This is a genomic window from Streptomyces sp. NPDC048483 (genome assembly GCF_040651455.1).
GTDB lineage: Bacteria > Actinomycetota > Actinomycetes > Streptomycetales > Streptomycetaceae > Streptomyces.
In genome coordinates this window covers 1-26,989 of record NZ_JBEZJZ010000045.1, presented here as the reverse complement: position 1 = coordinate 26,989, position 26,989 = coordinate 1, and the positions used below count along the sequence as shown (strand labels likewise).

25 protein-coding genes are annotated in these 26,989 nt (G+C 72.1%); 18 read left to right on the top strand and 7 right to left on the bottom strand.

Annotated features, from left to right (window positions below; translation table 11 throughout):
- Nucleotides 1-40: 40 nt before the first annotated feature.
- Nucleotides 41-1,069, bottom strand: a complete 1,029-nt coding sequence (locus AB0D04_RS22515) for a WYL domain-containing protein (RefSeq protein WP_362706060.1) — start codon at nt 1,067-1,069, stop codon at nt 41-43.
- 54 nt (nt 1,070-1,123) lie between these two features.
- Here AB0D04_RS22515 and AB0D04_RS22510 point away from each other — a divergent pair, with 54 nt between their 5' ends.
- Both AB0D04_RS22510 and AB0D04_RS22505 read left to right on the top strand, forming a co-directional pair.
- Nucleotides 1,124-2,611, top strand: a complete 1,488-nt coding sequence (locus AB0D04_RS22510) for an FAD-binding protein (RefSeq protein WP_362706057.1) — start codon at nt 1,124-1,126, stop codon at nt 2,609-2,611.
- Between the two features lie 27 nt (nt 2,612-2,638).
- A complete protein-coding gene (locus AB0D04_RS22505; protein WP_362706055.1) occupies nt 2,639-5,515 on the top strand; it encodes an FAD-binding and (Fe-S)-binding domain-containing protein in 2,877 nt (958 codons plus the stop codon).
- Between the two features lie 199 nt (nt 5,516-5,714).
- Here AB0D04_RS22505 and AB0D04_RS22500 read toward each other — a convergent pair whose 3' ends face one another.
- Entirely contained in the window at nt 5,715-6,209 is a 495-nt protein-coding gene (locus tag AB0D04_RS22500) for a DUF1453 domain-containing protein (protein WP_362706052.1), read from the bottom strand.
- A gap of 83 nt (nt 6,210-6,292) precedes the next feature.
- Here AB0D04_RS22500 and AB0D04_RS22495 point away from each other — a divergent pair, with 83 nt between their 5' ends.
- Nucleotides 6,293-6,934, top strand: coding sequence for a TetR family transcriptional regulator C-terminal domain-containing protein (locus tag AB0D04_RS22495; protein ID WP_362706050.1), 642 nt, complete (start codon nt 6,293-6,295; stop codon nt 6,932-6,934).
- Between the two features lie 56 nt (nt 6,935-6,990).
- On the opposite strand, the gene AB0D04_RS22490 is transcribed toward AB0D04_RS22495, so the two are convergent.
- Both AB0D04_RS22490 and AB0D04_RS22485 read right to left on the bottom strand, forming a co-directional pair.
- Nucleotides 6,991-7,173, bottom strand: coding sequence for a hypothetical protein (locus AB0D04_RS22490; protein ID WP_362706047.1), 183 nt, complete (start codon nt 7,171-7,173; stop codon nt 6,991-6,993).
- 283 nt (nt 7,174-7,456) lie between these two features.
- Nucleotides 7,457-7,711, bottom strand: a complete 255-nt coding sequence (locus AB0D04_RS22485) for a hypothetical protein (protein ID WP_362706044.1) — start codon at nt 7,709-7,711, stop codon at nt 7,457-7,459.
- 337 nt (nt 7,712-8,048) lie between these two features.
- On the opposite strand from AB0D04_RS22485, the gene AB0D04_RS22480 reads away from it, so the two are divergent.
- Together AB0D04_RS22480 and AB0D04_RS22475 are read left to right on the top strand one after the other, a co-directional pair.
- Nucleotides 8,049-8,213, top strand: a complete 165-nt coding sequence (locus AB0D04_RS22480; protein WP_362706041.1) for a hypothetical protein — start codon at nt 8,049-8,051, stop codon at nt 8,211-8,213.
- Between the two features lie 18 nt (nt 8,214-8,231).
- Nucleotides 8,232-8,591 carry a hypothetical protein gene (locus tag AB0D04_RS22475; protein ID WP_362706038.1) on the top strand — a complete coding sequence of 120 codons (360 nt, stop codon included), beginning with the start codon at nt 8,232-8,234 and terminating at the stop codon, nt 8,589-8,591.
- A gap of 209 nt (nt 8,592-8,800) precedes the next feature.
- On the opposite strand, the gene AB0D04_RS22470 is transcribed toward AB0D04_RS22475, so the two are convergent.
- Complete coding sequence (locus AB0D04_RS22470; protein WP_362706036.1) at nt 8,801-9,367, bottom strand: TIGR03086 family metal-binding protein; 567 nt, start codon at nt 9,365-9,367, stop codon at nt 8,801-8,803.
- A 775-nt stretch (nt 9,368-10,142) separates the two neighbouring features.
- Between AB0D04_RS22470 and AB0D04_RS22465 the strand changes: the two genes are divergently transcribed.
- The 3 genes from AB0D04_RS22465 to AB0D04_RS22455 are packed head-to-tail and all read left to right on the top strand — an operon-like array spanning nt 10,143 to nt 12,078.
- Nucleotides 10,143-10,469, top strand: coding sequence for a hypothetical protein (locus AB0D04_RS22465; protein WP_362706033.1), 327 nt, complete (start codon nt 10,143-10,145; stop codon nt 10,467-10,469).
- Nucleotides 10,466-11,578: a putative T7SS-secreted protein gene (locus tag AB0D04_RS22460; RefSeq protein WP_362706031.1), complete on the top strand. Its 1,113-nt coding sequence runs from the start codon at nt 10,466-10,468 to the stop codon at nt 11,576-11,578. Before AB0D04_RS22465 ends, AB0D04_RS22460 begins: the two co-directional genes overlap by 4 nt.
- Nucleotides 11,578-12,078 (top strand): hypothetical protein, encoded by a 501-nt coding sequence (locus tag AB0D04_RS22455; protein WP_362706028.1) that lies wholly within the window; start codon nt 11,578-11,580, stop codon nt 12,076-12,078. The genes AB0D04_RS22460 and AB0D04_RS22455 overlap by 1 nt, the downstream gene beginning before the upstream one ends.
- A gap of 12 nt (nt 12,079-12,090) precedes the next feature.
- On the opposite strand, the gene AB0D04_RS22450 is transcribed toward AB0D04_RS22455, so the two are convergent.
- Nucleotides 12,091-12,960 carry a LysR family transcriptional regulator gene (locus AB0D04_RS22450; RefSeq protein ID WP_362706026.1) on the bottom strand — a complete coding sequence of 290 codons (870 nt, stop codon included), beginning with the start codon at nt 12,958-12,960 and terminating at the stop codon, nt 12,091-12,093.
- Between the two features lie 223 nt (nt 12,961-13,183).
- On the opposite strand from AB0D04_RS22450, the gene AB0D04_RS22445 reads away from it, so the two are divergent.
- Both AB0D04_RS22445 and AB0D04_RS22440 read left to right on the top strand, forming a co-directional pair.
- Nucleotides 13,184-14,077, top strand: coding sequence for an EamA family transporter (locus tag AB0D04_RS22445; protein WP_362706135.1), 894 nt, complete (start codon nt 13,184-13,186; stop codon nt 14,075-14,077).
- 238 nt (nt 14,078-14,315) lie between these two features.
- Nucleotides 14,316-14,594 carry a hypothetical protein gene (locus AB0D04_RS22440; RefSeq protein WP_362706023.1) on the top strand — a complete coding sequence of 93 codons (279 nt, stop codon included), beginning with the start codon at nt 14,316-14,318 and terminating at the stop codon, nt 14,592-14,594.
- Here the strand turns inward: AB0D04_RS22440 and AB0D04_RS22435 are convergent.
- Nucleotides 14,576-16,000, bottom strand: coding sequence for a cytochrome P450 (locus AB0D04_RS22435; RefSeq protein WP_362706020.1), 1,425 nt, complete (start codon nt 15,998-16,000; stop codon nt 14,576-14,578). The two genes, AB0D04_RS22440 and AB0D04_RS22435, sit on opposite strands and share 19 nt — an antisense overlap.
- A 304-nt stretch (nt 16,001-16,304) precedes the next feature.
- Here AB0D04_RS22435 and AB0D04_RS22430 point away from each other — a divergent pair, with 304 nt between their 5' ends.
- The 8 genes from AB0D04_RS22430 to AB0D04_RS22395 all read left to right on the top strand — a co-directional run bounded on the left by AB0D04_RS22430 (nt 16,305) and on the right by AB0D04_RS22395 (nt 26,822).
- A complete protein-coding gene (locus AB0D04_RS22430) occupies nt 16,305-17,114 on the top strand; it encodes a TIGR03084 family metal-binding protein (RefSeq protein WP_362706018.1) in 810 nt (269 codons plus the stop codon).
- The gene (locus AB0D04_RS22425; protein ID WP_362706015.1) at nt 17,111-18,862 is read left to right on the top strand and encodes an acyclic terpene utilization AtuA family protein; all 1,752 of its coding nucleotides are present in this window, start codon (nt 17,111-17,113) and stop codon (nt 18,860-18,862) included. Before AB0D04_RS22430 ends, AB0D04_RS22425 begins: the two co-directional genes overlap by 4 nt.
- On the top strand, nt 18,859-20,457 hold the full coding sequence (locus tag AB0D04_RS22420; RefSeq protein WP_362706012.1) for a carboxyl transferase domain-containing protein: 1,599 nt from the start codon (nt 18,859-18,861) through the stop codon (nt 20,455-20,457). Before AB0D04_RS22425 ends, AB0D04_RS22420 begins: the two co-directional genes overlap by 4 nt.
- Before the next feature lie 14 nt (nt 20,458-20,471).
- On the top strand, nt 20,472-22,397 hold the full coding sequence (locus AB0D04_RS22415) for a biotin carboxylase N-terminal domain-containing protein (RefSeq protein WP_362706009.1): 1,926 nt from the start codon (nt 20,472-20,474) through the stop codon (nt 22,395-22,397).
- 47 nt (nt 22,398-22,444) lie between these two features.
- On the top strand, nt 22,445-23,668 hold the full coding sequence (locus AB0D04_RS22410) for an acyl-CoA dehydrogenase family protein (protein WP_362706007.1): 1,224 nt from the start codon (nt 22,445-22,447) through the stop codon (nt 23,666-23,668).
- Between the two features lie 117 nt (nt 23,669-23,785).
- Complete coding sequence (locus AB0D04_RS22405) at nt 23,786-25,378, top strand: 4-coumarate--CoA ligase family protein (RefSeq protein ID WP_362706005.1); 1,593 nt, start codon at nt 23,786-23,788, stop codon at nt 25,376-25,378.
- The gene (locus tag AB0D04_RS22400) at nt 25,375-26,163 is read left to right on the top strand and encodes an enoyl-CoA hydratase family protein (RefSeq protein WP_362706003.1); all 789 of its coding nucleotides are present in this window, start codon (nt 25,375-25,377) and stop codon (nt 26,161-26,163) included. The genes AB0D04_RS22405 and AB0D04_RS22400 overlap by 4 nt, the downstream gene beginning before the upstream one ends.
- Nucleotides 26,151-26,822, top strand: coding sequence for a TetR/AcrR family transcriptional regulator (locus AB0D04_RS22395; RefSeq protein WP_362706000.1), 672 nt, complete (start codon nt 26,151-26,153; stop codon nt 26,820-26,822). The genes AB0D04_RS22400 and AB0D04_RS22395 overlap by 13 nt, the downstream gene beginning before the upstream one ends.
- Nucleotides 26,823-26,989: the final 167 nt, after the last annotated feature.

Sequence of the window (26,989 nt, the reverse complement as noted above, 5' to 3'; positions counted from 1 at the left end):
TGAGACGGAGAGCGGGCGGCCGGTCCCTTGGACTCTTGCCCTACTGGCGCGCCGTGTCCCCGCCGTAGATATCGCCGATGCCCGCCGCCGCCCGCGCCATCACCTGCCGGGCCTCCGGCGGATCCAGCACCTCCAGCGTGTCGCTGAACTGGAGCAGTTGGCGCACGGCCTCGACCACCGGGTACGCCAGCTCGATGACGGCCCAGCCGTCGTCCCCCTCCTCCACTCGCGGCGGGCCGGTCAGCGCCGGCCCCAGGATGCGTACGGCCAGATCCAGCCGGTCGCGGCGGATCCGGGCGGTCACCCGTACGCCCGCCCGTCTCCCGCCACCGCCCCGAGTGGAGGCCCTTCGGGCCACAGTCACACGTGGCCGCTCCTCCACCCCGCGCCGCAGCTGCTGCCACACCTCCGCCAGCTCCACGCCCGCCCGGCGCCGCACCGGGGCGTCGGTGAGGGTCGCCGACATCACCCGGTCGGCCCGGAAGAGCTGCGGCCTGCCGCGCCGGTCGGCGACCAGGTACCAGGTGCCTGCCTTCGCCACCAGGCCGTAAGGGTCGACGGTGTAGGTCCGCAGGCAGGTCTCGCCGCTGTGGCGGTAACGGATGCGCAGCCGGAGGTCGGTGAAGACGGCGGTGTTCAGCTGATCCAGGTCCACGGTGGGGCGGGGGCCGGACAGCCACTTGTCCGGGTCGACGAGGATCCGGCGGCCCGCCAGCTCGGCGGCCGGGCGGTGCGGTGCGGGCAGCGCCGCCATCACCTTGCGCAGTGCGGAACCGAGCGCGTCGTCCAGGCCGAGGGCGGTGTGGGCGCCCTGCGCGGCCAGGATGAACAGGGCGCGGGCCTCGTCGGTCGTCATCCCCGTTACATCCGTACGGAATCCGGGCAGCAGCGCGATGCCGCCGTGCCGCCCGCGCTCGGCGTAGACCGGCACCCCCGCCGCCGACAGCGACTCGATGTCGCGGTAGACGGTCCGGGTGGAGACCTCCAGCCGCTCGGCGAGCTCGGAGGCCGGGACCCGCCCGCGGGTCTGGAGCAACAGGAGGATGGACAGGAGCCGGTCGGACTTCACACCCGTTTTTATATATGACGGCGGGTGTCAAGTTATTGCCGCAGTGTGCGGGGCATGAAGAGCAACGACCTCGCGCAGCCCACCGCCCCACAGCCGCACCCCGCGTCGGCCCTCGACCCCGCCGCCTTCGCGGCCCTCGTACGGCAGGTGCGGGGCCCCGTCCTCCTCCCCGCCGACGCCGGCTACGACGCCGAGCGGTCCGGTTTCCAGACCGCCTACCGCCACCGCCCGGCCGTCATCGTCGGAGCCGCCCACGCCGACGACGTGGCCGCCGCCGTCGCCTTCGCCCGCACCCACGGTCTCCCGGTCGCCGTCCAGGCCACCGGCCATGGGCTCTCCGCGGCCACCGACGGCGGGCTGCTGATCACCACCCGGCGGATGTCCGGCGTACGGGTGGACCCGGCGGCCCGCACCGCACGGGTCGCGGCCGGTGTCGTCTGGGGCCAGGTCATCGAGGCGGCGGCCCCGCACGGCCTCGCCCCGCTCAACGGCTCCTCCCCGGGCGTCGGCGTCATCTCGTACACCCTCGGCGGCGGCGTCGGCATCATGGCCCGCACCTACGGCTTCGCCGCCGACCAGGTCCGCGCCGTCGACCTCGTCACCGCCGACGCCGAGCAGCGCCACCTCACCGCCGACAGCGACCCCGAGCTCTTCCGGGCGCTGCTCGGCGGCGGCCACGGCCTGGGCATCGTGACCGCCATGGAGTTCGCCCTGGTGCCGGTGGCGCGGCTGTACGGCGGTCAGCTGGTGTTCGACGGCGAGCGGATCGACGACGCGCTGGCCGCCTATCTCCGCTGGACCGAGACCGTCCCGGACGAACTGACCTCGTCGGTCGGCCTGATCGCCTACCCCGACATCCCCCAGCTGCCCGAGGCGCTGCGCGGCCGCTATCTCGCCCAGATCCGGATCGCGTACACCGGGAGCGCGGAGGAGGGCGAGCGGCTGGTGGCCCCGCTGCGCGCGGTCGGCCCGCGGTTCCGCGACGACCTGCGCGAGATGCCGTACGCCGAGTCCCACACCATCCACCAGGACCCGAGCGATCCGCACGCCTACAACGGCGACAACGCGCTGCTCAGCGGGCTGGACGCGGCCGCGCTGCGCCGGGTCGCCGCGCTGACCGGGCCGGCGGCGCCGACGATGACCGTGGTGCAGCTCAACCACCTCGGGGGCGCGATGACCAGCGGAGCGGGCGCCGTCGGCCACCGGGACGCCCGGTATGCGCTGCGGCTGCTGTCGCCGCTGGACGGTACGGATCCCTCCCCCACTCTCGGCTCCGCTCGAGCGGGAGGTACCCCCCTCGTACAGGCCCTGCACGCCGAGGCGTTCGCGGCCGTCGAGCCCTGGCGGCTCGGCCGGAGCGTGAACTTCCTTTTCGGCGGCCACGGGGCGCGGCCGGATGCGGCGGAGGTGGCGGGCAGCATGCACGACGCCGAGGAGCACCGGCGGCTGGCCGGGCTCAAGGCCGTCCACGACCCGGAGAACGTCTTCCGCTTCCATCCGTCCGGCGCCGCCACGCCGCTCCCCGAGCCGACCGTCGCATGACCCCGCCTCAGTGGGCAGGCTGGGGACATGGCTGATCGCACGGAGACGGAGAAGCGGGATCTGGAGAAGGAGCTGTCGGCCGCGGTACGAGGGGAGGTCTCGTTCGCCGCGGCCGACCGGGCGCTGATGACGATGGACGCGTCCAACTACCGCCGGGTGCCCCGGGCGGTGGTCGCGCCCCGGGACGCCGAGGATGTCGCGGCGGCGCTGCGGGTGTGCCGGGAGCACGGCGTCCCGGTGGTGCCGCGCGGCGCCGGCACCAGCATCGCCGGACAGGCGACCGGCGTCGGCGTCGTCCTCGACTTCACCCGCCATATGCGCCGCATCGTGTCCCTCGACCCCGAAGCCCGCACCGCCGTCGTCCAACCCGGCGTCATCCTGGACGACCTACGGGCCGCCGCGGCCCCCCACGGCCTGACCTTCGGCCCCGACCCCTCCACCCACAGCCGCTGCACCCTCGGCGGCATGATCGGCAACAACTCCTGCGGCTCCCACTCGGTGGCCTGGGGCACCACCGCCGACAGCGTGCACGAGCTGGAGCTGCTGACGTACGGCGGCGAGCGGGTACGGGCAGGCCGCGGCACGGACGCCACGGGCGCGCCGACCGGCCTCCCGCCCCGCCTCCGCGACGGCGTCAAGGCCCTGATCGACCAGGAGTTGGCGCTGCTGCGCACCGGCTACCCCACCGACCTCCCCCGCCGTATCTCCGGCTACGCCCTGGACGCCCTGCTGCCGGAGGCGGGCACCGACCTCGCCCGCGCCCTCACCGGCAGCGAGGGCACCCTCGGCGTGCTGACCGAGGCGGTCGTGCGTCTGGTGGAGACCCCGGCGGCGCGGGCGCTCGCCGTCCTCGGCTACCCCGACGAGAGCGCGGCGGCCGAGGCGGCCCACACCCTCCTCCCGCATCAGCCGCTCACCGTCGAGGGCATGGCCGCCGACCTGGTCGGCGGCGCGGCCGGGCTCCCCAAGGGCGGTGCCTGGCTCTTCGTGGAGACGGGCGGCGAGAGCCCCGGGGATGCCGCCGCCCGCGCCGAGGCGCTGTGCCGGGCGGCGGCCGGCGCCACCACCGACCACACCGTCGTCACCGACCCGGCCGGTCAACGCGCCCTGTGGCGGATCCGCGAGGACGCCTCCGGTACGGCGACCCGTACGCCGGACGGGGGCGAGGCCTGGCCCGGATGGGAGGACTGCGCCGTGCCGCCCGCCCAACTGGGGCCGTACCTGAGGGACTTCCGCGCCCTCCTCGCCCAATACGGCCTGCGCGGCACCCCCTACGGCCACTTCGGTGACGGCTGCATCCACATCCGTATCGACTTCGACCTTCTCACCGCGCCCGGAATCCGCCGCTTCCGCGAATTCTCCTACGACCTGGGCGAGCTGGTGGTCTCCCACGGCGGCTCCCTCTCCGGCGAACACGGCGACGGCCAGGCCCGCGCCGAACTCCTGCCGAAGATGTACGGCCGGGAACTGGTGGACCTCTTCGGGCGTTTCAAGGACGTATGGGACCCGGCGGGCGGCCTCAATCCCGGCATGCTCGTACGCCCCGCCCGCCTCGACGAGAACCTCCGCTTCGACGTCCTGCCCAGGCGCCCCGTCCCGGTGGAATTCGGCTATCCGGACGACGACGGCGACTTCTCCGCCGCCGTACGCCGCTGCGTGGGCGTGGCCAAATGCCGTACGGCCACCCTGGGGCCCACCTCCACGGACGTCATGTGCCCCTCCTTCCGCGCCACCGGCGAGGAACAGCACTCCACCCGCGGCCGCGCCCGCCTCCTGCACGAAATGCTCGCCGGCGAGGTGATCACCGACGGCTGGCGCTCGCCCGAGGTCCACGATGCCCTCGACCTCTGCCTGTCCTGCAAGGGCTGCCGCAGCGACTGCCCGGTCGGCGTCGACATGGCCACGTACAAGGCGGAATTCCTGCACCACCACTACGAGGGCCGGATCCGCCCCGCCGCCCACTACTCCATGGGCCGCCTGCCCCAGTGGCTGCACGCCGCGGCCCCGGCCGCCCCCGTCCTCAACGCCCTCGCCCGTACGCCGCTGGCCGCCGTCGCCAAACGCCTCGGTGGCATCGCCCCCGAGCGCACCATCCCGCACCTGGCCACCGAACCCTTCACCCGCTGGTGGTGGCGCCGCCGGACCCCGGCGACCGGCCGCACCGTGATCCTCTGGCCCGACACCTTCACCAACTACCTCTCCCCAGAGGTCGGCCGAGCGGCGGTGCGCGTCCTGGAGGCAGCCGGCCTCCGCCCCCTCCTCCCCCCGACCGCCCCCCTGCGCCCTGCCGGACGGCTGCCCCGCCGCCACCGTCCCCTCTGCTGCGGCCTGACCTACGTCTCCACCGGCCAGCTCGACCAGGCCCGCGCCGTCATGCGCCGTACCGTTGAGGTCCTGACCCCCCTGGTGCGGACCGGTCACCCCCTCATCGTCCTCGAACCCAGCTGCGCCGCCGCCCTCCGCACAGACCTGCCGGAACTCCTCTCCGGCGACCCACGCGCCGCCGCCCTGGCCTCCTCCGTCATGACCTTCGCCGAGGCCCTGGTGACCCTGGCCCCCGACTGGCAGCCGCCCCGCATCGACCGCCGCGTCGCCGGCCAGACCCACTGCCACCAGCACGCCGTCCTCGGCGACGCCCCCGACCGCCAACTCCGCGAACGAGCGGGCCTCACCGGCCAGTTGAGCGGCGGCTGCTGCGGCCTGGCCGGCAACTTCGGCTTCGAACGCGGCCACTACGACGTCTCCGTCGCCTGCGCCGAGGACCAACTCCTGCCCGCCGTGAGGGAGTCGGACCCGGATGTGGCGATCCTTGCCGATGGGTTCTCCTGCCGCACCCAGCTCGAGCAGCTGGGGGAGCGGCGGGGGCGGCATCTGGCGGAGGTGCTGGCGGAGGGGTTGGGGTAGTCCGGGGGTGACGGGTGCGGGGAGACGTAGGGGCTGAGTGGTGGGTGTCGGTCGGTGGACGGGCTGATCTGCGCGGCCGATGCCCGGAGCTCTACGCGTAACGCGCGCGATCCCCGGTCGCCTTACACCGCCATGACGATGGGCCCGGAGACAGTCACTGTCTCCGGGCCCATCGTGATGCTGTCGAGGTGAGTGGCCGTCAGATGCGCGGCCTCTCGAAGCGCGGCTTCTCGGGCGCGAAGGGGACTCCCGTGGACAGTCCCCGGGCGCCGACGACCAGCGCCTCGCCCAGGAATCCGACGCCGATGGAGAGGTTGATGGGCCGTGCCTCCGCCTGCATGCCCAGGTGCACCGCGAGGAAGCCGAAGGCGGCCATCGCCGCAAGGGACCCGATGATGACGAGGAACGTCTTACCGGTGTAGCGCTGAGAGAGGATCCCGTCCTTGGGGTAGACCTGGATGGTGGCGCCACGCACGGCGCCGAGCCCGATACCGAGCACCGAACCGACGATGACCCAGCCAAGGTCCGTACCGGTCAGTCCCTTCACCTCGGTCAGAGCCCAGATCCCGAGGCCGGTGAGCACCAGCGGTGGTGCGAACAGATCCCGGGCGTTGAGGGGTTCACCCATCAGTCGCTTGATCACCACAGCGACCGCCCCGACCGCGATGATCGTTATGAGCAACCATGTGTCCACCACTGCACCCCTTTGTTCCCGGCCTGTCCGTGCCCCCGCAGGGCGTGAAGTTAATTTAGCGCGCCTGTGCTATAAAAGCCAGCATGCCAAGAGTCGTCGTAGCCGAAACCCGGCGCCAGGATGTCGCGCAGGCCGTTCTCCGCATCGTGGGCAGGGAGGGTCTGGAAAGCGCCTCACTGCGGAACGTCGCCCAGGAGGCCGGGCTGGCCCTCGGTTCCGTGCGGCACTACTTCGCCAGCCAGACCGAGTTGATGATTTTTACGATGGAGGAGCTGCGGCGGCGCATCGGCGGCCGGATCCGCAGCCATGCCGAGCAGCTCCTCGACCCGGGCGCGAGCATCGACCGCCGCACCCGCACCGAGGAACTGTTCGCCGAATTCCTCCCCCTCGACGAGCCCCGTCGCGAAGAAGCGGTGCTCTGGCTGGCGTTCATCACCGCTGCGCGCACCCGCCCGGAATTCCGGCCCTGCGCACACCGGATGCATGAGGAGGCGCGCGAGCTGATCGCGCGCGTACTGCACGAGGCCCAGCGGTCCGGTGGTATCCCCGGTGATCTCGACATCGCACTGGAGACCCAGCGGCTGGCCGCGCTCCTGGACGGCCTGACCCTCGGCGGAGTGCTCCACCCCGATCAGGTGGCGCCCGATGCCGCGCGCGCGATCCTCCACCGCCATCTGCGTACCCTCGTGGATCCTGACCGGGGCCGTGCGGCGGGTCATCCATAGCCGGTAACGCCCGGGAGCCGGCCCCCGGGCTCGCCCGATCAGGCCCGTGGAAGGGGTCAGCCGGTTCCGGGAATCGACGCACGTCGTGACGCGAGAGCCGCACCGGCGGCCAACGCCGCACTCTGGGCGGCCAGCACCAGCCAGAACACCGGCGTCCCTCGTCCTTGGTGGTCTGCTGTCACGGCGTAGAGCTGTCCGCCCATGGCTCCGCCGGCAAGGGCGCCCAGGCCCTCCGTCATGACCGTGATCGACTCACAAGCCCTGCCGCCACACAGCGGACGGAGCAGTGCATTCACTCCACAGAGGGCACGTCGCGCGATCGGTCTCGTCGAGTGGAGCCAGATCAACTTCTTTCCACACGGAGCCACTTCAACTCCGTGCGGTGGAGCCCAAAGAAGTGCTGACAAACAGCCGGTATGCGTACGGCCTGGGCGATGGGGCGTCGATGGGCGTACGGCCTGACGGGGCGCGTCCCGTTCGGCAGGCAGCGGCTACGGTCAGCGCAGCCCGCCACCCACAAGCTCAGGCGGCGGCCCCGTACGCCTCCCGTCGCGGCGCCAGCTCGTACCAGAGCAGCTTGCCCGCCAGCCCGAACCGCTGCTCACCGAGCCGCTGCCCGCCCCAGCGATCCGCGCAGAGCCGCACCAGCAACAGCCCGCGCCCACCCGGCGCCTCGGCCATTTCGCATGTTTCGGCGACCGCGGACCGACACGACCAGGGGCCGGATGCCTCGTCGAAAGGCGTCGGATTGACGGGGCTGCTGTCCCAGAGGCTCACCCAGCGCAGCTCCGTCCTTCCGCTGCCGGCACAGGTCGCGTTCGGGATGGGAGACCCCTAACGGAGGCATCCGCATGGCCACTCCCACGTCTGTAACCGCTCCCACCACACGCCGGTGCCCCGAGTGCCTGGCCCTTGAGCGCGGACGGGAACGGTCCGAAGCGGAGCGGGATTTCAGCAAGGTGACTGACTTCAACGTCCTTATTGCGCGGCATCGCAGGGCGCACGAGGCGCAGTCGTCAAGCGCTCTGGGCGGTCCCGTACCGAGACTCCCGCTCCGGCCGCCATTCCCTGGCAGGACACGGCCGGAGCGGGCGGGCCCACAAGGGGCCCTCGCATGCGTACGACGGTGCGCGGACCGACCGCGCGCCGACACCGCACCGAGGAGGTCACCATGCGATACCGCAGCGACCCGGTCAAGCACGGCGGCGAGGACGACGACGGGCAGGGCGGCAATCCCAACGGAGGCTGCGGCGACGGGCAGGGCTGTGGCCGTCAGTAGGGCGTGAACCATGGTGAGGTGCTCGTGAGGCCGGGTGACGCTCATCGGCGCCCGGGGTACCCGGAGTTCCGCTCCGCGCAGGTGATGCCGCTGGAGTGCGCGGACTGGCTGTTGAAGCCGGCCGAGAGGATCGAAGCGACGTTCCACGAGCCGGTGGAGGGGGCTGACTGGTACGTCGGGCAGCTGGCCCGGTACGCCGAGCTCTTCGACGGTTCGTATGCGGCGGTCTCGTCGTACGTCGAGACCGTACGCGTCCTGTCCGCCGGTGAGGACCGGGTCGGCGGGTGGTGGATGCCGGGTGGGCGATTTCTCTCGCTCAATCTGATGGGCTGCAGCCCGCATCGGGTGCGTACGGGCTATCGGTGCCCGCTGCGGTAGGTGACCTGTCCCTGCGACCCCAGGACCTCGCGCGCCAGCCGGACCAGGTCCGGAATGCGGGGATGCCCGGGGCTGTCCCGCCAGGTGAGGACTACGGGGACGGGTGGTGCGTCTTCCGTTCGGATACTCCCCAGAGGCCGAAGGCCAACGGTCGTCTGATCGGGCCGAGACCGATCAGACGACCGTGCCCCGCGAGCCCGGCCGCCCGGTCAGAGGGTGCGGCCGAAGTAGGCGGCGAGCCGGTCGAGCGCGGGGGCGTCCTGCGCAGTGGCCTTGGACGGGCCGAACATGCCCGTCTGGGGGCGAATCTCGTCGGGGTAGTTGCCATACCAGGTCCGCAAGACCGCCTCAACGGCGTCTGGGTCGCCGGCGCGGTCCTGGCCGGTGGCGGTGGCGAGGTCCCAGCCGTGCAGGACGGCCTCCAGCAGGTGCAGGTCGGCCAGGCGGGGCCCCAGCCCGCCGCCCGGCAGCGGCATCTGCCGCTCTAGCGCGCCCTCGGTCTGCCAGGCGGCCAGGACCTCCTTGGCCCCCTCGGCGTAGACCTCCCCGGGCTGCCGCTCGCCGATGTGGTCCTGGGCGAACAGGGAGAAGTCGGGGGCGCCGCCCTGGGCGAGGATGACGTAGTAGGGGTTGCCGGCCATGAGGTGGTTGGCCAGGGCCCGCACGTCGAAGTCGTCGCACGGCGTGGGCCGCTCGTACTGGTCCGGGGTGACGTTGCCGAGCAGCCGCGTCGTGTGGGTCAGGGCCTTCTCCAGCAGCTGGATGTCCTGGGACATGATGATCGCGCCTCTCCATCGAATAGGGGTGTGGACGCCTGCACGGCCGAAGGCCATCAGGCACGCCGGAGTACCTCCCGCCCCTGCTCCGGGGCCCGGGTGCGCCGGCAACCTCAGAGTGCGGCCCGTTTAGGTCAGGTACTGTCCGCATCGATTCGGGCGACGCCGTGAATCACTCGACCGCGGGTCTCCAGAAGTGAGGGGGCCACTCAGCGCCGCCGGCCGTCCTGGCAATCCCTCGGCGACACGGGTCACGGATACCACATGCGCACTTACGCAGGGCTACACGCCACCTGGCCGTAGCTATACGAGAACAGGGCCTCCTCCGCGCCGCCGAGCTGGAGCCCGCCGAGCGGGCCGCGCTCGACCACGGCGTGGCCGTGCGGCGAGGTCAGGGCTACACCCTGCGCGTCAGCGTCGCACCCTCCGTGCGGCGGTCTTCTGACGTCGACGACACAGGGCCGGCCGACACCGCAACGGGTCAGGAAGAGGAACGGCGTGCAGCCCGTTTTTTCGCTTGCCGGACCAGGTTTGCCGACCGGTTCCCGAACCGGATCGGGATCACGGTCCGCTGTGGCGCTCACCCACGACCCCGCGGGCCAGGGTTCCATCCCCGTTCGCTCCCTCCCCGTCAACTGCCGTGAGAACAAACGGGATTCCTGCCGCCGGACCCACCGCCGACCAGCATGGGGTGACCGTCGCAGCTGGCCCCTTTGCGTGTCAGCGAGGCATGACATCTTGTTAGGGTCACCGCAACTCGAACTGAGGGGGACAGTTGAGTAGGGGATACGGCGTCACGCCGGAACAGATGGCCGTGGCCGGAGGCCACCTGGCTGAAGCGCAAGCCTTGCTGACCAAGGTCACAAGGGCACTCGTGCAGGCAGGGGTGCCGGACGTCGGCGAGGCCGAGGTCGCGCTGGCCGTGCGCCAGGCGACGGGGCGGTTGGCCAAGGACGCGGAGGCGACCACGAGGAGCGTGGCCGCGACGACCACCAAGCTCGCTCAGAATCGTGCTGCGTACGCATCGGCGGAAGAGACGACGACCCGAGCTTTCGATGTCGCCCCGGCGGCAGACGGCGGCCCGAAGAGCGTGTTCGGATGAGCGCCGCGAGCGCGGCGATACGCGCGCTGATACCCGGCAATCCGGCGGCCGTTGACGCATTCGCGACGGATCTGCATCGCGAGGCGGAAGCCGTCGACAGCGCTCACGGCAACCTGACGCAGGCGAAGAACATGCTGGCGGACTGGCAGGGCGAGGCGGCGGACGGCTTCCGCGCGGAGATCGACCGCAATATCAGGGACACCGAGGACCTGCAGACACGTCTGAGCGGCGCGGCCAAGGCACTGCGCACCTACGCCGGCGAGTTGGACGAGGCGCAGCGCCAGGCCATGCGGTGCCTCGATATCGCCGAGCAACTCGAGATGGCGCCCGAGGAGCTGGCCGACAGGAATTTCTGGGGCGAGATCCAGCTGGAGTGGAAGGGGCACGGCTGGGGAAGCGAGCTCGACGACGACCAGGTGGAGAAGCTGGTCGCGGAGTTCGACCGGATCCTCTCCCGAGCGCGGAAGAAGGCCGAAGAGGCCGGCCGGGTGCTCACGGAGGCCCTGCGCCCGTCCATGGACGAGATCATGGACCGGTACCAGGTCGGCGACGAGAAGATGGTCCAGAACAAGGACGGCATCTGGGCCTATGTGCCGGGCATCAACGCGGAGAAGCCGGTCACCGAGCAGAAGATGATGGCCGAACTTTCCACCTACGAGAAGATGCAATGGGAACTCGCGGCCAACGCGGCATGGTCCCAGTGCCGGGAGCGCTTCGGTGGCCAGGGCGAGCTCGAAGGGCATGCGGACGCCTTCCGCCACACGTACTGGAATGCGCTGATGGTGCGGCGATTTGGTTCTGAATGGACCGAAAAATATGCGACGGCGCATGAATACACCCCCGATAAGGACCAAGCGGGCCGGGTTTCGGAAGCCATGGACCTCCACAACAATGAGGTCGGCCGCAATATCGCGGCACTGCATCCGGATGCCGACGACGACGAGCTGGCGGAGCTCGTCGCGCAGGCCGTCCGTAAGGGCGATGTCGTCGTGGTCGACCGTAACGAGAAACTCCAGCGGTCGGACGACGTCCGACCGGGCGAGACGACTCACGCCGACAAGATCGGCTCCACCCCGTCGTACGACTACGCCCCCTCAGGAGACTTGTGATGGGCGCCGGAAAGGCCATCGGAATCGGCTGTGGCAGCTTGGTAGCGCTGGTGGTGGCCGTGCCCGTGGCCGGTTACTTCATGCTGAAGTCGATGACCGGCATCGACTCCTCCGACCCGCTCGACCCTGAGATCGAGCAGGGTCTGTGCCGGGATGGTGTGGTGAAGCTCGCGGACCTGACGAACGTGTCCTGGGACCAGGTCTACTTCGGCCCGTCGCTCGACGCGCTCCACCAGGAATTCGGGTCCTTCGCCCTCCGGCCTTTCGAAGGCGTCGACGACCCCGAACGGCAGGAGCTCATCGCCTTCGCGCAGGACGGGGAGCTGGTTGCGGTGGTCTCGTCGCAGTTGGGGATACGTGCGGCGGATGGGCGGTCGCTGGGCCCGCGTGCCGCTGTCGTGGTGGCAGAGAAAGCGAAGGGCGAAGGAGAAAGCCCCACGCTCCGGGCAACGGAAACCCCCTCCGACCCGCCTCGACCGCGTCACTGCGGATCGAGCTGAACCCGATCGCGATCACGGACCGCTGTGGCGCTCACCCATGACCTCGCGGGCCAGCCTGATCAAGTCGGGGACAAGGGGATGCCCGGGGCCGTCGCGCCAGGCCAGGACGACGGGGACGGGCGGTGCGTCGGTGATCGGGATGTACGCCATGGCGGGGTGGGGGTGCATGCCGGCGGTGGCGGAGGTGGTGACGCCCACCGCGCGGCCGCCGGTGATGGCGGCGATCCAGTCGTCGGTGTTGCCGATGGTGATCGTGGTCGACGGTCGGGCGGTGGCGGGCCAGAGGTCGAGGGTGGTGGTGCCGGAGACGGTGTTGAGGGCAAGGGTGCGCTCGGCCAGGTCGGTGAGGGAGAGGGTGGGGTGCTGGGCGAGGGGGTCGTCGGCGGGGAGGCCGGCGACGCGGGGTTCCGTGGCGAGCTGCTCGGTGAGCAGGCCCGGGGTCCGTACCTCGCCGCGGAGCAGGGCCGCGTCCACGTCGCCGCGGGCGAGACCGGCCGTACGGTCGTCGATGCGGAGGAGTTCGAGCGGGGTGTCGGGGTGCTCCTCGTGCCAGCGGCGGAGCAGGGCGGGGGTGTACGTACCGGCGGCCGACCAGGCGTGGCCCACGCGCAGCGGCCAGGCGGCGCGGTGGGCCTGGCCGAGGGCGCGGTCGAAGGCGGTGACCGCGATGGCCGCCTGGTCGCGGAAGGTCAGGCCGTCCGGGGTGAGTGCGAGGTGGTGGGTGGAGCGGTCGACGAGGCGGACGCCGAGTTCCGTTTCCAGCTGGCGGAGCGTACGGGAGACGGCGGGCTGGGTGAGATGCAGGCGTTCGGCGGCGCGGGTCACGCTGAGCGTGTCGGCGATGGCGAGAAAGCAGCGGAAATGACGTAGCTCGACGCTCATGCGTGCGGAGCATAACAACAGGGGAAACGGCATTTCACGGACCGGAAGGGCGGGCCTTAGCGTGGGGGATGTGAATCCCAGTCCCGGCAGCCCCGACGGCCCCATATCGGCCGGTTCCGCTTCTGCACCCACCCGCCACTCCGATCTCCCCGGCGCCACGGCCGCCGCATCCGCGCTCCCCGGTGACGGCGGTATCCCGCAGCCCGTGCCGGCCTCGCCCGAGGTGCTGACGGCCGAGGCCCAGGCCGGGACCGCCGGGGCCACGGGAGCGCGCGGGCGGCTCGGGTCGGTGGCGCTGGTGATCGGCGGGATCATCTCTCTGCAGTTCGGCGCCTCGGTGGCGGTGCTGCTCTTTCCGCGGGCCGGTGCGCTGGGCGTCGTCACGCTGCGCCTCGTCGCCGCCTCGCTGGTGCTGCTGATCGCCTGCCGTCCCAAGCTGCGCGGCTATACGCGCGGCGACTGGGCCACCGTGCTCGCCTTTGGCGTCGCGCTGGCGGGTATGAACTCGCTCTTCTACGAGGCGATCGACCGGATTCCGCTGGGGGCGGCCGTCACCCTGGAATTCCTGGGGCCGCTGATCCTGTCGGTGGCCACCTCACGGCGGCTGCTGAGCCTGGTGTGGGCGGGGCTGGCGCTGGGTGGCGTGGTGTTGCTGGGGCGTGAGGGGTTCGACGGGCTCAACCTGGTCGGCGCGGGCTGCGCGCTCGCGGCCGGTGCGCTGTGGGCCGCGTACATCCTGCTCTCGGCCCGTACGGGACAGCGCTTCCCGCAGGCGGACGGGCTGGCGCTGGCGATGACCGTGGCGGCGGTGCTCAGCCTGCCGCTCGGGATCTTCAGTGCGGGGGCGGCGCTGCTCAACCCGGTCACGCTGGGGCTGGGCGCGGCTGTCGCGCTGATGTCGTCCGTCCTGCCGTACACGCTGGAGCTGCTCGCCCTGCGCAAGCTTCCGGCCTCCGGCTTCGCCGTGATGATGAGCCTGGAGCCGGCCGCGGCCGCCACCGCAGGGTTCCTCGTCCTGCACCAGGCGCTGGGCTGGGCCGAGGTGCTGGCGATCGGGCTGGTCGTGGTGGCGAGTGTGGGGGCGGTACGGAGCGCGGGGGCGAAGGCGCACGGTTGAGCGGAGCGCCCGGACGAGAGCCGGGGCGCGCCCTTGGGACTGCCGCCAAGGCGGCCGCCGGAGGCATCCGTGGACGGAGTCCTGCCAAGTGCGTCCGAAGATCCGTCGCATCGGTGACGATGGGCTGCGCGGTGTCACACCACCGCAGAAAGGCGCCAAAGTTCCCATGACAGAGCCCCATCAGTCCTCTCAGCCCTCTCAGCCCCCTCAGACCTATCAGCCCCAGTACGTTCGCCCGGTGCCCACCAGCGCCGAGGAAGCGCTGGCCGCGGCCCGTAAGCACTTCCGGCCCCGCTGCGAAGACGGCACCCTGGCACCCCTCCACGTCGAGGAATTCGACATCGGCTACCTCATCCATGCCACCTTCCCCCCACGCCCCGACCCCACGACGCCCCCGCCTCAAGGCGGCAGCCATCTGGTCATCGCCAAGGACAACGGCCAACTCGGCTACGTGCCCAACCTGCCGCCCGAATACGCGATAGAGGTCTATCGCAAGCACTACCGCCCCACCCCATGAGCGGCGCGCCCGGACACACCCTCACCGCGCCGCCGCACCCGCGCCCGTAGCGGCGTCGCCGGCTGCAGCAGCAGCCCCGCCTTCGGCGTCATCGAGCCGGCGGGGATGTCCAGGTGGCAGTACTGGGCCAGGGTCGCCAGGAGCAGCGCCGCCTCCACCTGGGCGAAGCGGGCTCCGAGGCAGGTGCGCCGGCCGCCGCCGAAGGGGAACCAGGCGTGGTCGGGAACGGGGTCGGGGGCATCGGAGGACCAGCGGCCGGGGCGGAAGGCCGTGGGGTCGTGGAACCAGCGCGGGTCGCGGTGGGCGGTCCACGGGCTGCACCAGACCGTGGTGCCGGCCGGGATGGCGGTCCCGCCCAGGGTGGCGCCCGCGCGGGCGGTGGCGGGGATGATCCAGACGGGCGGGTACAGGCGGAGCGCTTCCTTGATGATGTGCCGGGTCCAGGGGAGGCGGTCGTAGTCGTCGATGGTCGGGAGCCGGCCGTTGAGTACGTGGGTGAGTTCGGCGTCGAGTCGGGCGCGGGCGTCCGGGGACCGGGCCAGCAGGTACCAGGTCCAGGTCAGGGCGGTGGACGTGGTCTCATGGCCGGCCGCCCAGAGGGTGACGGCCTCGTCGCGGACCTCCTTGGGGGACAGCGGGCGGCCCTCCGCATCGCGGGCGGCCAGCAGCCGGCTCAGCAGATCGTCCCGCTCGCCGGCGGCTGCCCCCTCCGCCCGGCGGGCGCCGATCAGCCGGTTGACCTCGCCGTCGAGGTCGGCAACGGCCGCGAGCATCCGCTTACGGGACGGCGTACGCACCCAGCCGGGCAGGAACAGATTGATGCCGCGCAGCTCGTCGCCGATCACCGTCCCGGCGATCTCCATTGCCGCGCCCAGCGCCCTGGACCGATCGCCGAGACCGTTGCCGAAGAGGGTGCGGAGCACGACCTGTTGGGTGAGGAGCGCCATCTCGGCGCGTACCTCGAGGAGTTCGTCCCGGCGCGCGTGGTCCTGCCAGCGCTCCGCCGCCAGCCGGGCGCAGTCGACCATGGTCGTGGCGTACGTGCGGACCTGGCGGGGACGGACGGTCGGCTGGACCAGGGCCCTCTTGCGGCGCCAGTCCGCGCCCTGGCTGACGATCACGCTGTCGCCGGTCACCTGCCGGAACGCCCAGCCGATCTCCAGGATGTCGAAGGTCTGCTCCCGGGCATCCAGCAGCTCGGCGATGTGCTGTGGGTGGGAGAGGAACAGGCTGCGCAGGGGGCCCAGCGACCAGGTCACCGCGTCCCCGAAGTCGTCGCGGAGGCGGGTCAGGAAGGCGAGCGGGGCCTTGCCGAAGGCGGGGAGATTGCCCAGCCAGGGCAGGCCGCGCGGGCCACGAACGGGGCGGAGGGGGACGGCCGATGGGGCGGCGGGCGGCGTGGTCACGGGGCCTCCGGGTGGCGTGAGGGGGAGTTCGCGGTGGGCGGATACCCAGGGTTCGGCCGTGTTCATCGGGTGCCGTGCCGGATTCACCGCATTCGCCGACGGGGGTGACGGCGTCCGGCGGCGCCCGGACAGAAAATCATGCAGGCGTGCTTGATTGTTTCCGCCGCCGCTGCCACGCTCGGAGCGCACCAGCACCAGCACCAGCACCAGCACAGCACCTGTACCGCATCCCACCCGTATATCCGTATGCCGATGTCAACGCGTCCTGTCTGCCCGGCAGTTGGCGCGACGAGGGGAGTGTCGCGTGTCCGAAGCCGGCGCCGTACTGGCGGACCTCAGGGACGAGAGCGAGGAGCTGGACGCCCTGGTCGCCGGGCTCCCGGCCGAGCGGTGGGCCACGCCGACGCCCGCCGAGGGCTGGTCCGTCGCCCACCAGATCGCCCATCTGGCCTGGACCGACCGGAAGTCGCTGCTCGCCGCCACCGATCCGGAACGCTTCGCACAGGAAGCCGTACCGGAGGCGCTCGCCTCGCCGCTGACCTTCGTCGACGAGGGCGCGCGGGCCGGGGCGCAGACGCCGCCCACCGAACTTCTCCAGGGCTGGCGCACCGGCCGCGAGGCGCTGTGGCGGGCGCTCGGGGAGTGGCCGGCGGGCGAGAAACTGCCGTGGTACGGGCCGCCGATGAGCGTCGCCTCGATGGCGACCGCACGGCTGATGGAGACCTGGGCGCACGGCCAGGATGTCGCCGATGCGCTGGGGGCGACGCGTATCCCCACGGACCGGCTGCGCCATATCGCCCGCATCGGGGTGCGGACCCGTAACTTCGCCTACTCCGTTCATCAGCTCACCCCGCCCGAGGAGGAGTTCAGGGTGGAGCTGCGGGCGCCGGACGGGCAGACGGTCTGGGCGTACGGACCGGAGGCCGCGGCGCAGCGGGTGACGGGGGACGCGCTGGAGTTCTGTCTGCTGGTCACCCAGCGGGCGCACCGCGCCGATCTGCCGACCGTACGGGCCGAAGGGGCGGACGCGGAACGGTGGCTGGGGATCGCGCAGGCCTTTGCGGGGCCGCCGGGGAAGGGCCGGAAGCCGGTGGCGGCGGGCGGTACGCGATGACCGGCGGCCCGACAGGTACGGCCACCGGCCCCGCGCCCCCCATAGGCGCCGACCCCGCCACCCTCCGTATCGGCAACGCCTCCGGTTTCTACGGCGATCGCTTCGACGCCCTGCGCGAGATGCTCACCGGCGGCCCCCTCGACGTGGTGACCGGCGACTATCTCGCCGAGCTGACCATGCTCATCCTCGGCCGGGACCGCCTCAAGAACCCCGGGCGCGGCTACGCCACGACCTTTCTGCGGCAGCTGGAGGACGGGCTGGGGCTCGCCGCCGAGCGTGGCGTGCGGATCGTCGCCAATGCGGGCGGGCTGAACCCGGCCGGACTGGCCGATGCTGTACGGGAGTTGGCGGACAAGGCCGGCGTCCCCGTGCGGGTGGCGCATGTGGAGGGCGACGACCTGATCGGTCGGCGGCAGTGGGGCGAGGGGGTGCTGACCGCCAACGCCTATCTGGGCGGCGGGGGCATCGCGGAATGTCTGCGGGCCGGTGCCGATGTGGTGGTGACCGGGCGGGTGACCGACGCGGCCCTGGTCAGCGGGGCCGCCGCGGCACACTTCGGCTGGCGGCCGCAGGACCTGGACCAGCTGGCCGGCGCCGTTGTCGCCGGGCATGTGCTGGAGTGCGGCGCCCAGGCCACGGGCGGGAACTACGCCTTCTTCACGGCGCACGACATCCGCCGCCCCGGCTTCCCGCTCGCCGAGATCGCCGCCGACGGCAGCTCGGTGATCACCAAGCATCCGGACACCGGCGGCGCGGTCACCCCCGGTACGGTCACCGCCCAGCTGCTGTACGAGACGGCCGGTGCGCGGTACGCCGGCCCGGATGTGACGGCCAGGCTCGACACGGTACGGCTGACGGAGGACGGGCCGGACCGGGTCCGGATCGCGGGGGTGCGCGGCGAGGCGCCGCCGCCGACGCTCAAGACCGGGCTGACCCGGCTGGGGGGCTGGCGCAACGAGGTCACGTTCGTACTGGCCGGGCTGGATGTCGCCGCCAAGGCCGAGCTGGTACGGGGGCAGATGGACGCGGCTCTCGATGCCGCGGCCCGCCGGCCCGCCGAGGTGCGCTGGACACTCGCCCGTACCGACCGGGCGGACGCCGACGTCCAGGAGGAGGCGAGCGCGCTGCTGCGGCTGGTGGTGCGGGACGCCGACCAGGACGCGGTGGGGCGGGTGGTCAGCGGCGCGGCGATCGAGCTGGCGCTGGCCAGCTACCCCGGCTTCCATGTGACCGCGCCGCCGGGGAAGGGCGCGCCGTACGGCGTCTTCGAGGCGGTGGCGGTGGATGCGGCCGAGGTGCCGCATGTGGCCGTACTTCCGGACGGTACCCGTGTCGATATTCAACCGGCTGTGGAGACGAGGGAGTTGGCGCGAGCTGCCGATCCGGAACTCCCCGCACCCCTCGACCCCGCCCTGCCCACCCGCCGCGCCCCCCTCGGCTTCGTCGCCGGTGCCCGCAGCGGCGACAAGGGCGGCTCGGCGAACGTCGGCGTCTGGGCCCGTACGGACGAGGCATGGCGCTGGCTGGCCCACACCCTGACCACCGACCGCCTGCGCGAACTGCTCCCCGAATGCGCCGAGTTGCCCATAGACCGTCATGCCCTGCCCCACCTCCGCGCCCTGAACTTCGTCATCGACGGCCTGCTCGGCGCGGGCGTCGCGGCGCAGGCCCGGTTCGATCCGCAGGCCAAGGCCGTGGGGGAGTGGCTGCGCTCGCGGCACATGGAGATACCGGAGGTGCTGCTTTGACCGTGCTCAACACCGCGCTCGACCCCACGGGCGCCGAGTACGCGGAGCGTCGTGCGGCGATGCTCGCGAAACTGGCGGAGGCCGAGGCCGAACACGGCAAGGCGGTCGCGGGGGGCGGCGAGAAGTACGTCGCCCGGCACCGGGGCCGCGGCAAGCTCCTCGCCCGCGAGCGCATCGAACTCCTCCTGGACCCCGATACGCCCTTCCTCGAGCTGTCCCCGCTCGCGGCCTGGGGCAGCGACTACCCCGTCGGGGCGTCGCTCGTCACCGGCATCGGGGTGATCGAGGGGGTGGAGTGCCTGGTCACGGCCAACGACCCGACCGTGCGCGGCGGCGCCAGCAATCCCTGGACGCTGAAGAAGGCGCTGCGGGCGAACGAGATCGCGTATGCCAACCGGCTGCCGGTGATCTCACTCGTCGAGTCCGGCGGCGCCGACCTGCCCAGCCAGAAGGAGATCTTCATTCCGGGCGGGGCGCTGTTCAAGGACCTCACCCGGCTGTCGGCGGCGGGAATTCCGACCGTGGCCGTGGTCTTCGGGAATTCGACGGCGGGCGGCGCCTACGTCCCCGGAATGTCCGACCACGTCATCATGGTCAAGGAACGGGCGAAGGTATTTCTCGGCGGGCCGCCCCTGGTGAAAATGGCGACCGGGGAGGAAAGCGACGACGAGTCGCTGGGCGGCGCCGAGATGCATGCCCGTACCTCCGGGCTCGCGGACTACTTCGCGCTCGACGAACTGGATGCGCTGCGGCAGGCACGGCGGGTGGTCGCCCGCCTCAACTGGCGCAAGGCGCACCCCGATCCGGGGCCGGCCGCCCCGCCCAAGTACGACGAGGACGAGCTGCTGGGCATCGTCCCCGGCGATCTCAAGGCACCCTTCGACCCCCGCGAGGTCATCGCCCGGATCGTGGACGGCTCCGACTTCGACGAGTTCAAACCGCTGTACGGGCCGAGCCTGGCCACCGGCTGGGCCGAGCTGCACGGCTATCCGGTGGGAATTCTCGCCAATGCCCAGGGTGTGCTGTTCAGCGCCGAGTCCCAGAAGGCCGCCCAGTTCATCCAGTTGGCCAATCAGCGCGATATTCCGCTCCTCTTTCTCCACAACACCACCGGCTACATGGTCGGCAAGGAATACGAGCAGGGCGGCATCATCAAGCACGGCGCCATGATGATCAATGCGGTGTCGAATTCCCGTGTCCCGCACCTCTCCGTCCTCATGGGGGCCTCGTACGGCGCCGGCCACTACGGGATGTGTGGCCGCGCCTACGACCCCCGGTTCCTGTTCGCCTGGCCGAGCGCCAAGTCCGCCGTCATGGGGCCGCAGCAGCTCGCGGGTGTGCTGTCGATCGTCGCCCGCGCCTCGGCCGCCGCCAAGGGGCAGCCGTACGACGAGGAGGCGGATGCCGGGCTGCGCGCCATGGTGGAGCAGCAGATCGAGTCGGAGTCGCTGCCGATGTTTCTGTCCGGGCGGCTCTACGACGACGGCGTCATCGACCCGCGCGACACCCGCACCGTCCTCGGCCTGTGTCTGTCGGCCCTCCACACCGCCCCGGTCGAGGGCGCGCGGGGCGGCTTCGGCGTCTTCCGGATGTGAGAGGTAAGGCAGAAGTGATGCGTTCCGTGCTTGTTGCCAACCGGGGCGAGATCGCCCGGCGGGTCTTCCGTACGTGCCGTGAGCTGGGCATTTCCACCGTCGCCGTGTACTCGGACGCCGATGCCGACGCGCCGCATGTCCGCGAGGCGGATGCGGCCGTACGGCTTCCCGGCGACGCCCCGGCCGACACCTATCTGCGGGGCGAGCTGATCGTGCGGGCCGCGCTGGCGGCAGGCGCGGACGCCGTTCACCCCGGCTATGGCTTCCTCTCCGAGAACGCCGGATTCGCGGCCGCCGTGGCCGATGCGGGCCTGGTCTGGATCGGGCCGCCACCCGCCGCCATCGAGGCGATGGCGTCCAAGACCCGCGCCAAGGAGCTGATGGCGGCGGCCGGGGTGCCGCTGCTGGCGCCCGTCGATCCGTCGACGGTCACCGAGGCCGAGCTGCCGCTGCTGGTGAAGGCGGCGGCGGGCGGGGGCGGGCGCGGTATGCGCGTGGTGACCGAACTGGCCGACCTGGGCGAGGAGTTGAAGGCAGCCGCGGCCGAGGCGGCCACCGCCTTCGGGGACGGGGAGGTGTTCGTCGAGCCGTATGTGGTCGGCGGGCGCCATGTCGAGGTGCAGATCCTCGCCGATGCGCACGGGACGGTCTGGACGCTCGGCACCCGCGACTGCTCCCTCCAGCGGCGCCACCAGAAGGTCATCGAGGAGGCCCCGGCCCCCGGACTCTCCGACGCGCTGCGCGACACCCTGCACCAGGCCGCGGCCCAGGCGGCCCGCGCCATCGACTACCGGGGCGCGGGCACCGTGGAGTTCCTGGTCCCGTCCGACGGACGGGCGTACTTCCTGGAGATGAACACCCGCCTCCAGGTGGAGCACCCGGTCACCGAGGAGATCTACGGCCTCGACCTCGTCGCCCAGCAGATACGGGTGGCCGAGGGCCGGGCGCTGGAGGCCCGGCCGCCCGCCCCCTCCGGGCACGCCGTGGAGGCCCGCCTCTACGCCGAGGACCCGGCGGCCGGCTGGCGCCCGCAGACCGGCACCCTGCACCGGCTTGCGCTGCCCGACGGCGTGCGCCTCGACTCGGGCGTCACCGACGGCGACACCGTCACCGTCCACTACGACCCGATGCTCGCCAAGGTCATCGCCTGGGCGCCGACCCGCGACGAGGCCGTACGCAAGCTTGCGGGCGCCCTGGAGCGGGCCCGTATCCACGGCCCGGTCACCAACCGCGAGCTGCTCGTACGGTCCCTGCGGCACCCGGAGTTCGCCGACGCCACCGGGCTGGACACCGGCTTCTACGACCGCAACCTCGCCGCGCTGACCAAGGCCGGGCCGGCCGACGGCGCCGGGGTCTTTGCGCTCGCCGCCGCCCTCGTCGACGCGCACGGCCGCTCCCGCTTCGGGGGCTTCCGCAACGTGCCGTCGGGGCCGCAGGTCAAGACGTACGCCTGCGCGGGCAGCGAGCACGAGGTCCGCTACCGGCTGGGGCGGGACGGGCTGGTCGCCGAGGGCTTCCCGGACGTACGGCTGGTCGGCCTCGCGGCAGGCGAGACGGTGCTCGAAATCGACGGCCTGCGGCAAAAGTTCACGGTCACCCGCTACGGCGACCGGGTCCATGTCGACTCTCCCCCTGCCTCCGGCGGGGCTGCCCCCACGCTCGGCGCCCGCACCCTCACCGCCCTCCCCCGCTTCCCCGACCCCGCCGCCCGCACCGAACCCGGCTCCCTGCTGGCGCCGATGCCCGGCACGGTCGTACGGATCGCGGCGGGACTCGCCGAGGGGGACCGGGTCGAGGCCGGACAGCCGCTGCTGTGGCTGGAGGCCATGAAGATGGAACACAAGATCACCGCGCCGGCCGATGGCACCCTCACCTCCCTGCCCGTCCGTACGGGCCGGCAGGTCGAGCTGGGCGCGCTGCTCGCCGTCGTCACGGACTGACCGGGAGCCGCACCACCCTCCTCTCACCCACCGCACAAGGAGCCGTCATGAGCAATGGCAAGAGCAACCCTGTGATCGAGACCGAGGAACACCGCGATCTGCGGGCCGCCGTCGCCGCGCTGGGCAGGCGCTACGGCCGCGAGTACTTCGCCCGGGTCGTCGCCGAGGGCACACACACCGACGAACTGTGGACGGAGGCCGCCAAGCTCGGCTACCTCGGCGTGAACCTCCCCCAGGAGTACGGCGGCGGGGGCGGCGGCATAGCCGAACTCTCCATCGTCCTGGAGGAACTGGGGGCGGCGGGCTGCCCGCTGCTGATGCTGGTCGTCTCGCCCGCGATCTGCGGCACGGTCATCGCGCGGTTCGGCACCGAGGAACAGAAGCGGACCTGGCTGCCGGGGCTGGCGGACGGCTCCCGCAAAATGGCGTTCGGGATCACCGAGCCGGATGCCGGGTCCAACTCGCACCGCATCACGACCACCGCGCGCCGGGGCTCGGCATCCGTCATCGCGAAACAGGGCCGAGGCGGAGCGAAGCGCAGCGGGACGGACTGGGTCCTCAACGGGCGGAAGGTGTTCATCTCGGGCGTCGACATCGCCGAGGCGACGCTGATCGTCGGCCGGACGGAGGACGCCCGGACCGGCCGCCTCAAGCCCTGCCTCTTCATCGTTCCACGGGACACCCCCGGATTCGGGCGCAGCCCGATCCCCATGGAACTGGCCGCCCCGGAGAAGCAGTTCGAGCTGACCCTGGACGAGGTGCGGCTGCCCGCCGAGGCCCTGGTCGGGGACGAGGACGCCGGACTCCTCCAGCTCTTCGCCGGGCTCAACCCCGAACGGATCATGACCGCCGCCTTCGCGCTCGGGATGGGCCGCTACGCACTCGGCCGGGCCGTCGACTACGCCCGTACCCGCCAGGTCTGGAAGGAGCCCATCGGCACCCACCAGGCCCTCTCGCACCCGCTCGCGCAGGCCCATATCGAGCTGGAACTGGCCCGGCTGATGATGCAGAAGGCGGCACACCTCTACGACGCCGGGGACGACATGGCCGCCGGCGAGGCCGCCAACATGGCCAAATACGCGGCGGCCGAGGCGGCGGTGCACTCCGTCGACCAGGCCGTCCACACCCTCGGCGGCAACGGCCTCACCCACGAATACGGCCTCGCCTCGATGATCACGGCCGCCCGGGTCGCACGGATCGCCCCGGTCAGCCGCGAGATGATCCTCAACTTTGTGTCGCATCAGTCGCTGGGGCTGCCCAAGTCGTACTGAGGGCGGCATCCTTGCCGGTCACCGTCCATCGCCGCCGGTCGCCGCCGGTCGCCGCCGGGCGCAGGCGCATGCACGCCGCTGAAACCGCTGGAAACCGTTGAAGGGGAGGGCCACACCATGGTGTTCCAGGTGTTCCGCAGCGAGTACGAGGACGTCGCCCCCGTGGACCTGCCGATTCATGAGGCCGTCCTCGGGCAGGCGGCAGAGTACGGTGACCGGCCGGCGCTGATCGACGGCACCGACGGCACCACGATCGGCTACGCCCAGCTGGACCGCTACAGCCGCCGGATCGCGGCCGCCCTCGCGGCGTCCGGGGTCCGCAAGGGCGATGTGCTCGCCCTGCACAGCCCGAACACCGTGATCTTCCCGGCCGTCTTCCACGCCGCCTCCCGCTGCGGGGCGACGGTCACCACCGTCCATCCGCTCTCCACCGAGGGCGAGTTCGGCAAGCAGCTGCGGGACTCCGGTGCCCGCTGGATCGTCACCGTCGCCGCGCTGCTGGACACCGCCCGCGCCGCCGCCCGCCAGGCCGACGGCCGGATCGCCGAGATCTTCGTCTGCGATCGCGCCGAGGGCCACCGCTCGGTCCTCGACCTGCTCGACTCCACCGCCCCTGAACCATCGGTCCCCCTCGACCCGGTCAACGACCTGGCCGTACTGCCCTATTCCTCCGGAACCACCGGCACCCCCAAAGGGGTGATGCTCACCCACCGCAACATCGCCACCAACCTCGCCCAGCTGAAACCGCTGGTCAGCACCGGCCCCGAGGACCGGATCCTCGCCGTGCTGCCGTTCTTCCACATCTACGGCCTCACCGCCCTGATGAACGCCCCGCTGCGCAACGGCTCCACCGTCGTCGTGCTGCCCCGCTTCGACCTGCGCCACTTCCTGGCCGCCCTCGCCGAACACCGCATCACCAGCGTGTATGTCGCGCCGCCGATCGTGCTCGCGCTCGCCAAGCACCCCCTGGTCGACGACTACGACCTGTCCTCCCTCCGGCACATCGTCTGCGCGGCCGCCCCTCTGGACGCCGACCTCGCGGCGGCCTGCTCCCGGCGGCTGGGCCTGCCGACGGTCCGGCAGGCCTACGGGATGACGGAACTCTCGCCCGGCACCCATGCCGTACCGCTGGACGTGCCGAACCCGCCACCGGGCGCCGTCGGCAAACTGATCCCCAATACGGAGCTGCGCATCGTCTCCCTGGAGACCGGCGACGACCTGGCGGCGGGGGACAGTGGCGAGATCGTCATCCGCGGCCCGCAGGTGATGAAGGGCTATCTGGGACGGCCCGCTGAGACGGACGCGATGATCGACCCTGACGGCTGGCTGCACACCGGGGACATCGGGCGGGTGGACGGCGACGGCTGGCTGTATGTCGTCGACCGGGTGAAGGAGTTGATCAAATACAAGGGGTACCAGGTCGCGCCCGCCGATCTCGAAGCGTTGCTGCTCACCCATGAGGCCATCGCCGACGCCGCCGTCATAGGCGTCGTCGACGCGGACGGCAACGAGGTGCCCAAGGCGTTCGTCGTACGGCAGCCGGGGGCCGCGCTGAGCGAGGCGGACGTCATCGCGTACGTTGCCGGGCAGGTCGCCCCGCACAAGAAGGTGCGCCGCGTGGAGTTCCTGGACAGCGTGCCGCGCGCCACCACCGGCAAGATCCTGCGGCGCGAACTGCGCGCCAGGGAAAGGAGCTCGACGGCCCGATGACAGACGCACCCACGCCTGCCGAAACACCCCCGTCACCCCTCGTCGCCCGCTCCCACGAGCGCGGCATCACCACCCTCACCCTGAACTCGCCCCACAACCGCAATGCGCTCTCCGCCCGCCTGGTGGCCGAACTCCACCAGGGGCTCGCGGACGCCGCGGCCGACGACGCCACCCGCGCCGTGGTGCTCGCCCACACCGGCGGCACCTTCTGCGCCGGCGCGGACCTGTCCGAGGCCACCTCGGGCGCGGCACAGGACGGGCCGCTGGGGCTCGCCCGGCTGCTGCGCGCCATCGTGGAGCTGCCCCGTCCGGTCGTCGCCCGGGTCAGTGGGCACGTACGGGCCGGGGGGCTGGGCCTGCTCGGCGCCTGCGATATCTCGGTGGCCGGGCCGGAGTCCACCTTCGCCTTCACCGAGGCGCGGCTCGGCCTCGCGCCCGCCGTCATCTCCATGCCGCTGCTGCCGCGGCTGGACCCACGCGCCGCCGGCCGCTACTACCTGACCGGGGAGAAGTTCGGCGCGGCGGAGGCGGCCCGGATCGGCCTGGTGACGCTGGCGGCGGACGACGTGGACGCCGGTCTCGGGCCCGTACTGGAGGGGCTGCGCAAGGGGTCGCCACAGGGCCTGGCCGCGTCGAAGAAGCTGGTCACGGCCGAGGTGCTGCGCGCCTTCGACCGCGACACCGAGGCGCTCGCCGAGCAGTCGGCACGGCTCTTCGGCTCCCCCGAGGCGCGCGAGGGCATGACCGCCTTCCTGGAGCGACGGGCCCCGGCATGGGCGCGCTGACCCCGGCCCGCGGCCCCAAGGAGCCTCAGCAGGAACGCAGCCGCGCCACCCGGCTCAAGCTCCTGGAGGCGGCCATCTCCTGCCTGGCGGAGCGCGGCTGGAGCGGCAGCACGGTCTCCGTCGTCGCCGAGCGGGCGGGGGTGTCGCGGGGCGCGGCCCAGCATCATTTCCGTACCCGCGAGGACCTGTTCACGGCGGCCGTCGAGCATGTCGCCGAGAAGCGGCAGGGCGCCCTGAAGGCCGTCGCGCACAAGCTGCCGCCGGCCGGGTCGATCGCGCGCACCTGGATCATCGTCGAGGAGCTGGTCGACCTCTATACCGGGCCGCTGTTCCGGGCCGCGCTGCATCTGTGGGTGGCGGCATCGGACGAGGAGCAGCTGCGCGACCGGGTCACGGCCCTGGAGGCGCGGGTCGGCCGGGAGGCGCACCGTACGGCGGTGGCGCTGCTGGAGGCCGACGAGACGGTGCCGGGCGTACGGGAGACCGTGCAGGGGCTGCTGGACATGGCGCGGGGTCTGGGGCTCGCCAACCTGCTGACGGACGACTCGGCCCGGCGGGACCGGGTGGTGGCGCAGTGGGCGAAGATCCTTGATGGGGTTCTCCCCACGTTGCCGGGTCCCTTCGGGGGTCGCCCCACGTTGCCGGGTGCGGCGCCGTAGTTGGTGCGGTGGTTCTGGGCCCGCCTTCGGCGGGATCGGGGGAGGTTGTGGGGTGGGTCGCGGATGCGTGGGGGTGGGTGCGGGGCCGGTCCTCCAGGACTTCGTCCCTACGGCCCAACCCCTCCCGCCGGTGACGCGACCACCTCTGGGTGGGTGGGGAGGGTGCG

Coding starts and splice junctions, on each gene's coding strand:
- AB0D04_RS22510 (WP_362706057.1), top strand. CDS start 1,124: ATGAAGAGCAACGACCTCGCGCAGCCCACCGCCCCACAGCCGCACCCC.
- AB0D04_RS22505 (WP_362706055.1), top strand. CDS start 2,639: ATGGCTGATCGCACGGAGACGGAGAAGCGGGATCTGGAGAAGGAGCTG.
- AB0D04_RS22495 (WP_362706050.1), top strand. CDS start 6,293: ATGCCAAGAGTCGTCGTAGCCGAAACCCGGCGCCAGGATGTCGCGCAG.
- AB0D04_RS22490 (WP_362706047.1), bottom strand. CDS start 7,173: ATGACGGAGGGCCTGGGCGCCCTTGCCGGCGGAGCCATGGGCGGACAG.
- AB0D04_RS22480 (WP_362706041.1), top strand. CDS start 8,049: ATGCGTACGACGGTGCGCGGACCGACCGCGCGCCGACACCGCACCGAG.
- AB0D04_RS22470 (WP_362706036.1), bottom strand. CDS start 9,367: ATGTCCCAGGACATCCAGCTGCTGGAGAAGGCCCTGACCCACACGACG.
- AB0D04_RS22460 (WP_362706031.1), top strand. CDS start 10,466: ATGAGCGCCGCGAGCGCGGCGATACGCGCGCTGATACCCGGCAATCCG.
- AB0D04_RS22455 (WP_362706028.1), top strand. CDS start 11,578: ATGGGCGCCGGAAAGGCCATCGGAATCGGCTGTGGCAGCTTGGTAGCG.
- AB0D04_RS22450 (WP_362706026.1), bottom strand. CDS start 12,960: ATGAGCGTCGAGCTACGTCATTTCCGCTGCTTTCTCGCCATCGCCGAC.
- AB0D04_RS22425 (WP_362706015.1), top strand. CDS start 17,111: ATGACCGGCGGCCCGACAGGTACGGCCACCGGCCCCGCGCCCCCCATA.
- AB0D04_RS22410 (WP_362706007.1), top strand. CDS start 22,445: ATGAGCAATGGCAAGAGCAACCCTGTGATCGAGACCGAGGAACACCGC.
- AB0D04_RS22405 (WP_362706005.1), top strand. CDS start 23,786: ATGGTGTTCCAGGTGTTCCGCAGCGAGTACGAGGACGTCGCCCCCGTG.
- AB0D04_RS22400 (WP_362706003.1), top strand. CDS start 25,375: ATGACAGACGCACCCACGCCTGCCGAAACACCCCCGTCACCCCTCGTC.
- AB0D04_RS22395 (WP_362706000.1), top strand. CDS start 26,151: ATGGGCGCGCTGACCCCGGCCCGCGGCCCCAAGGAGCCTCAGCAGGAA.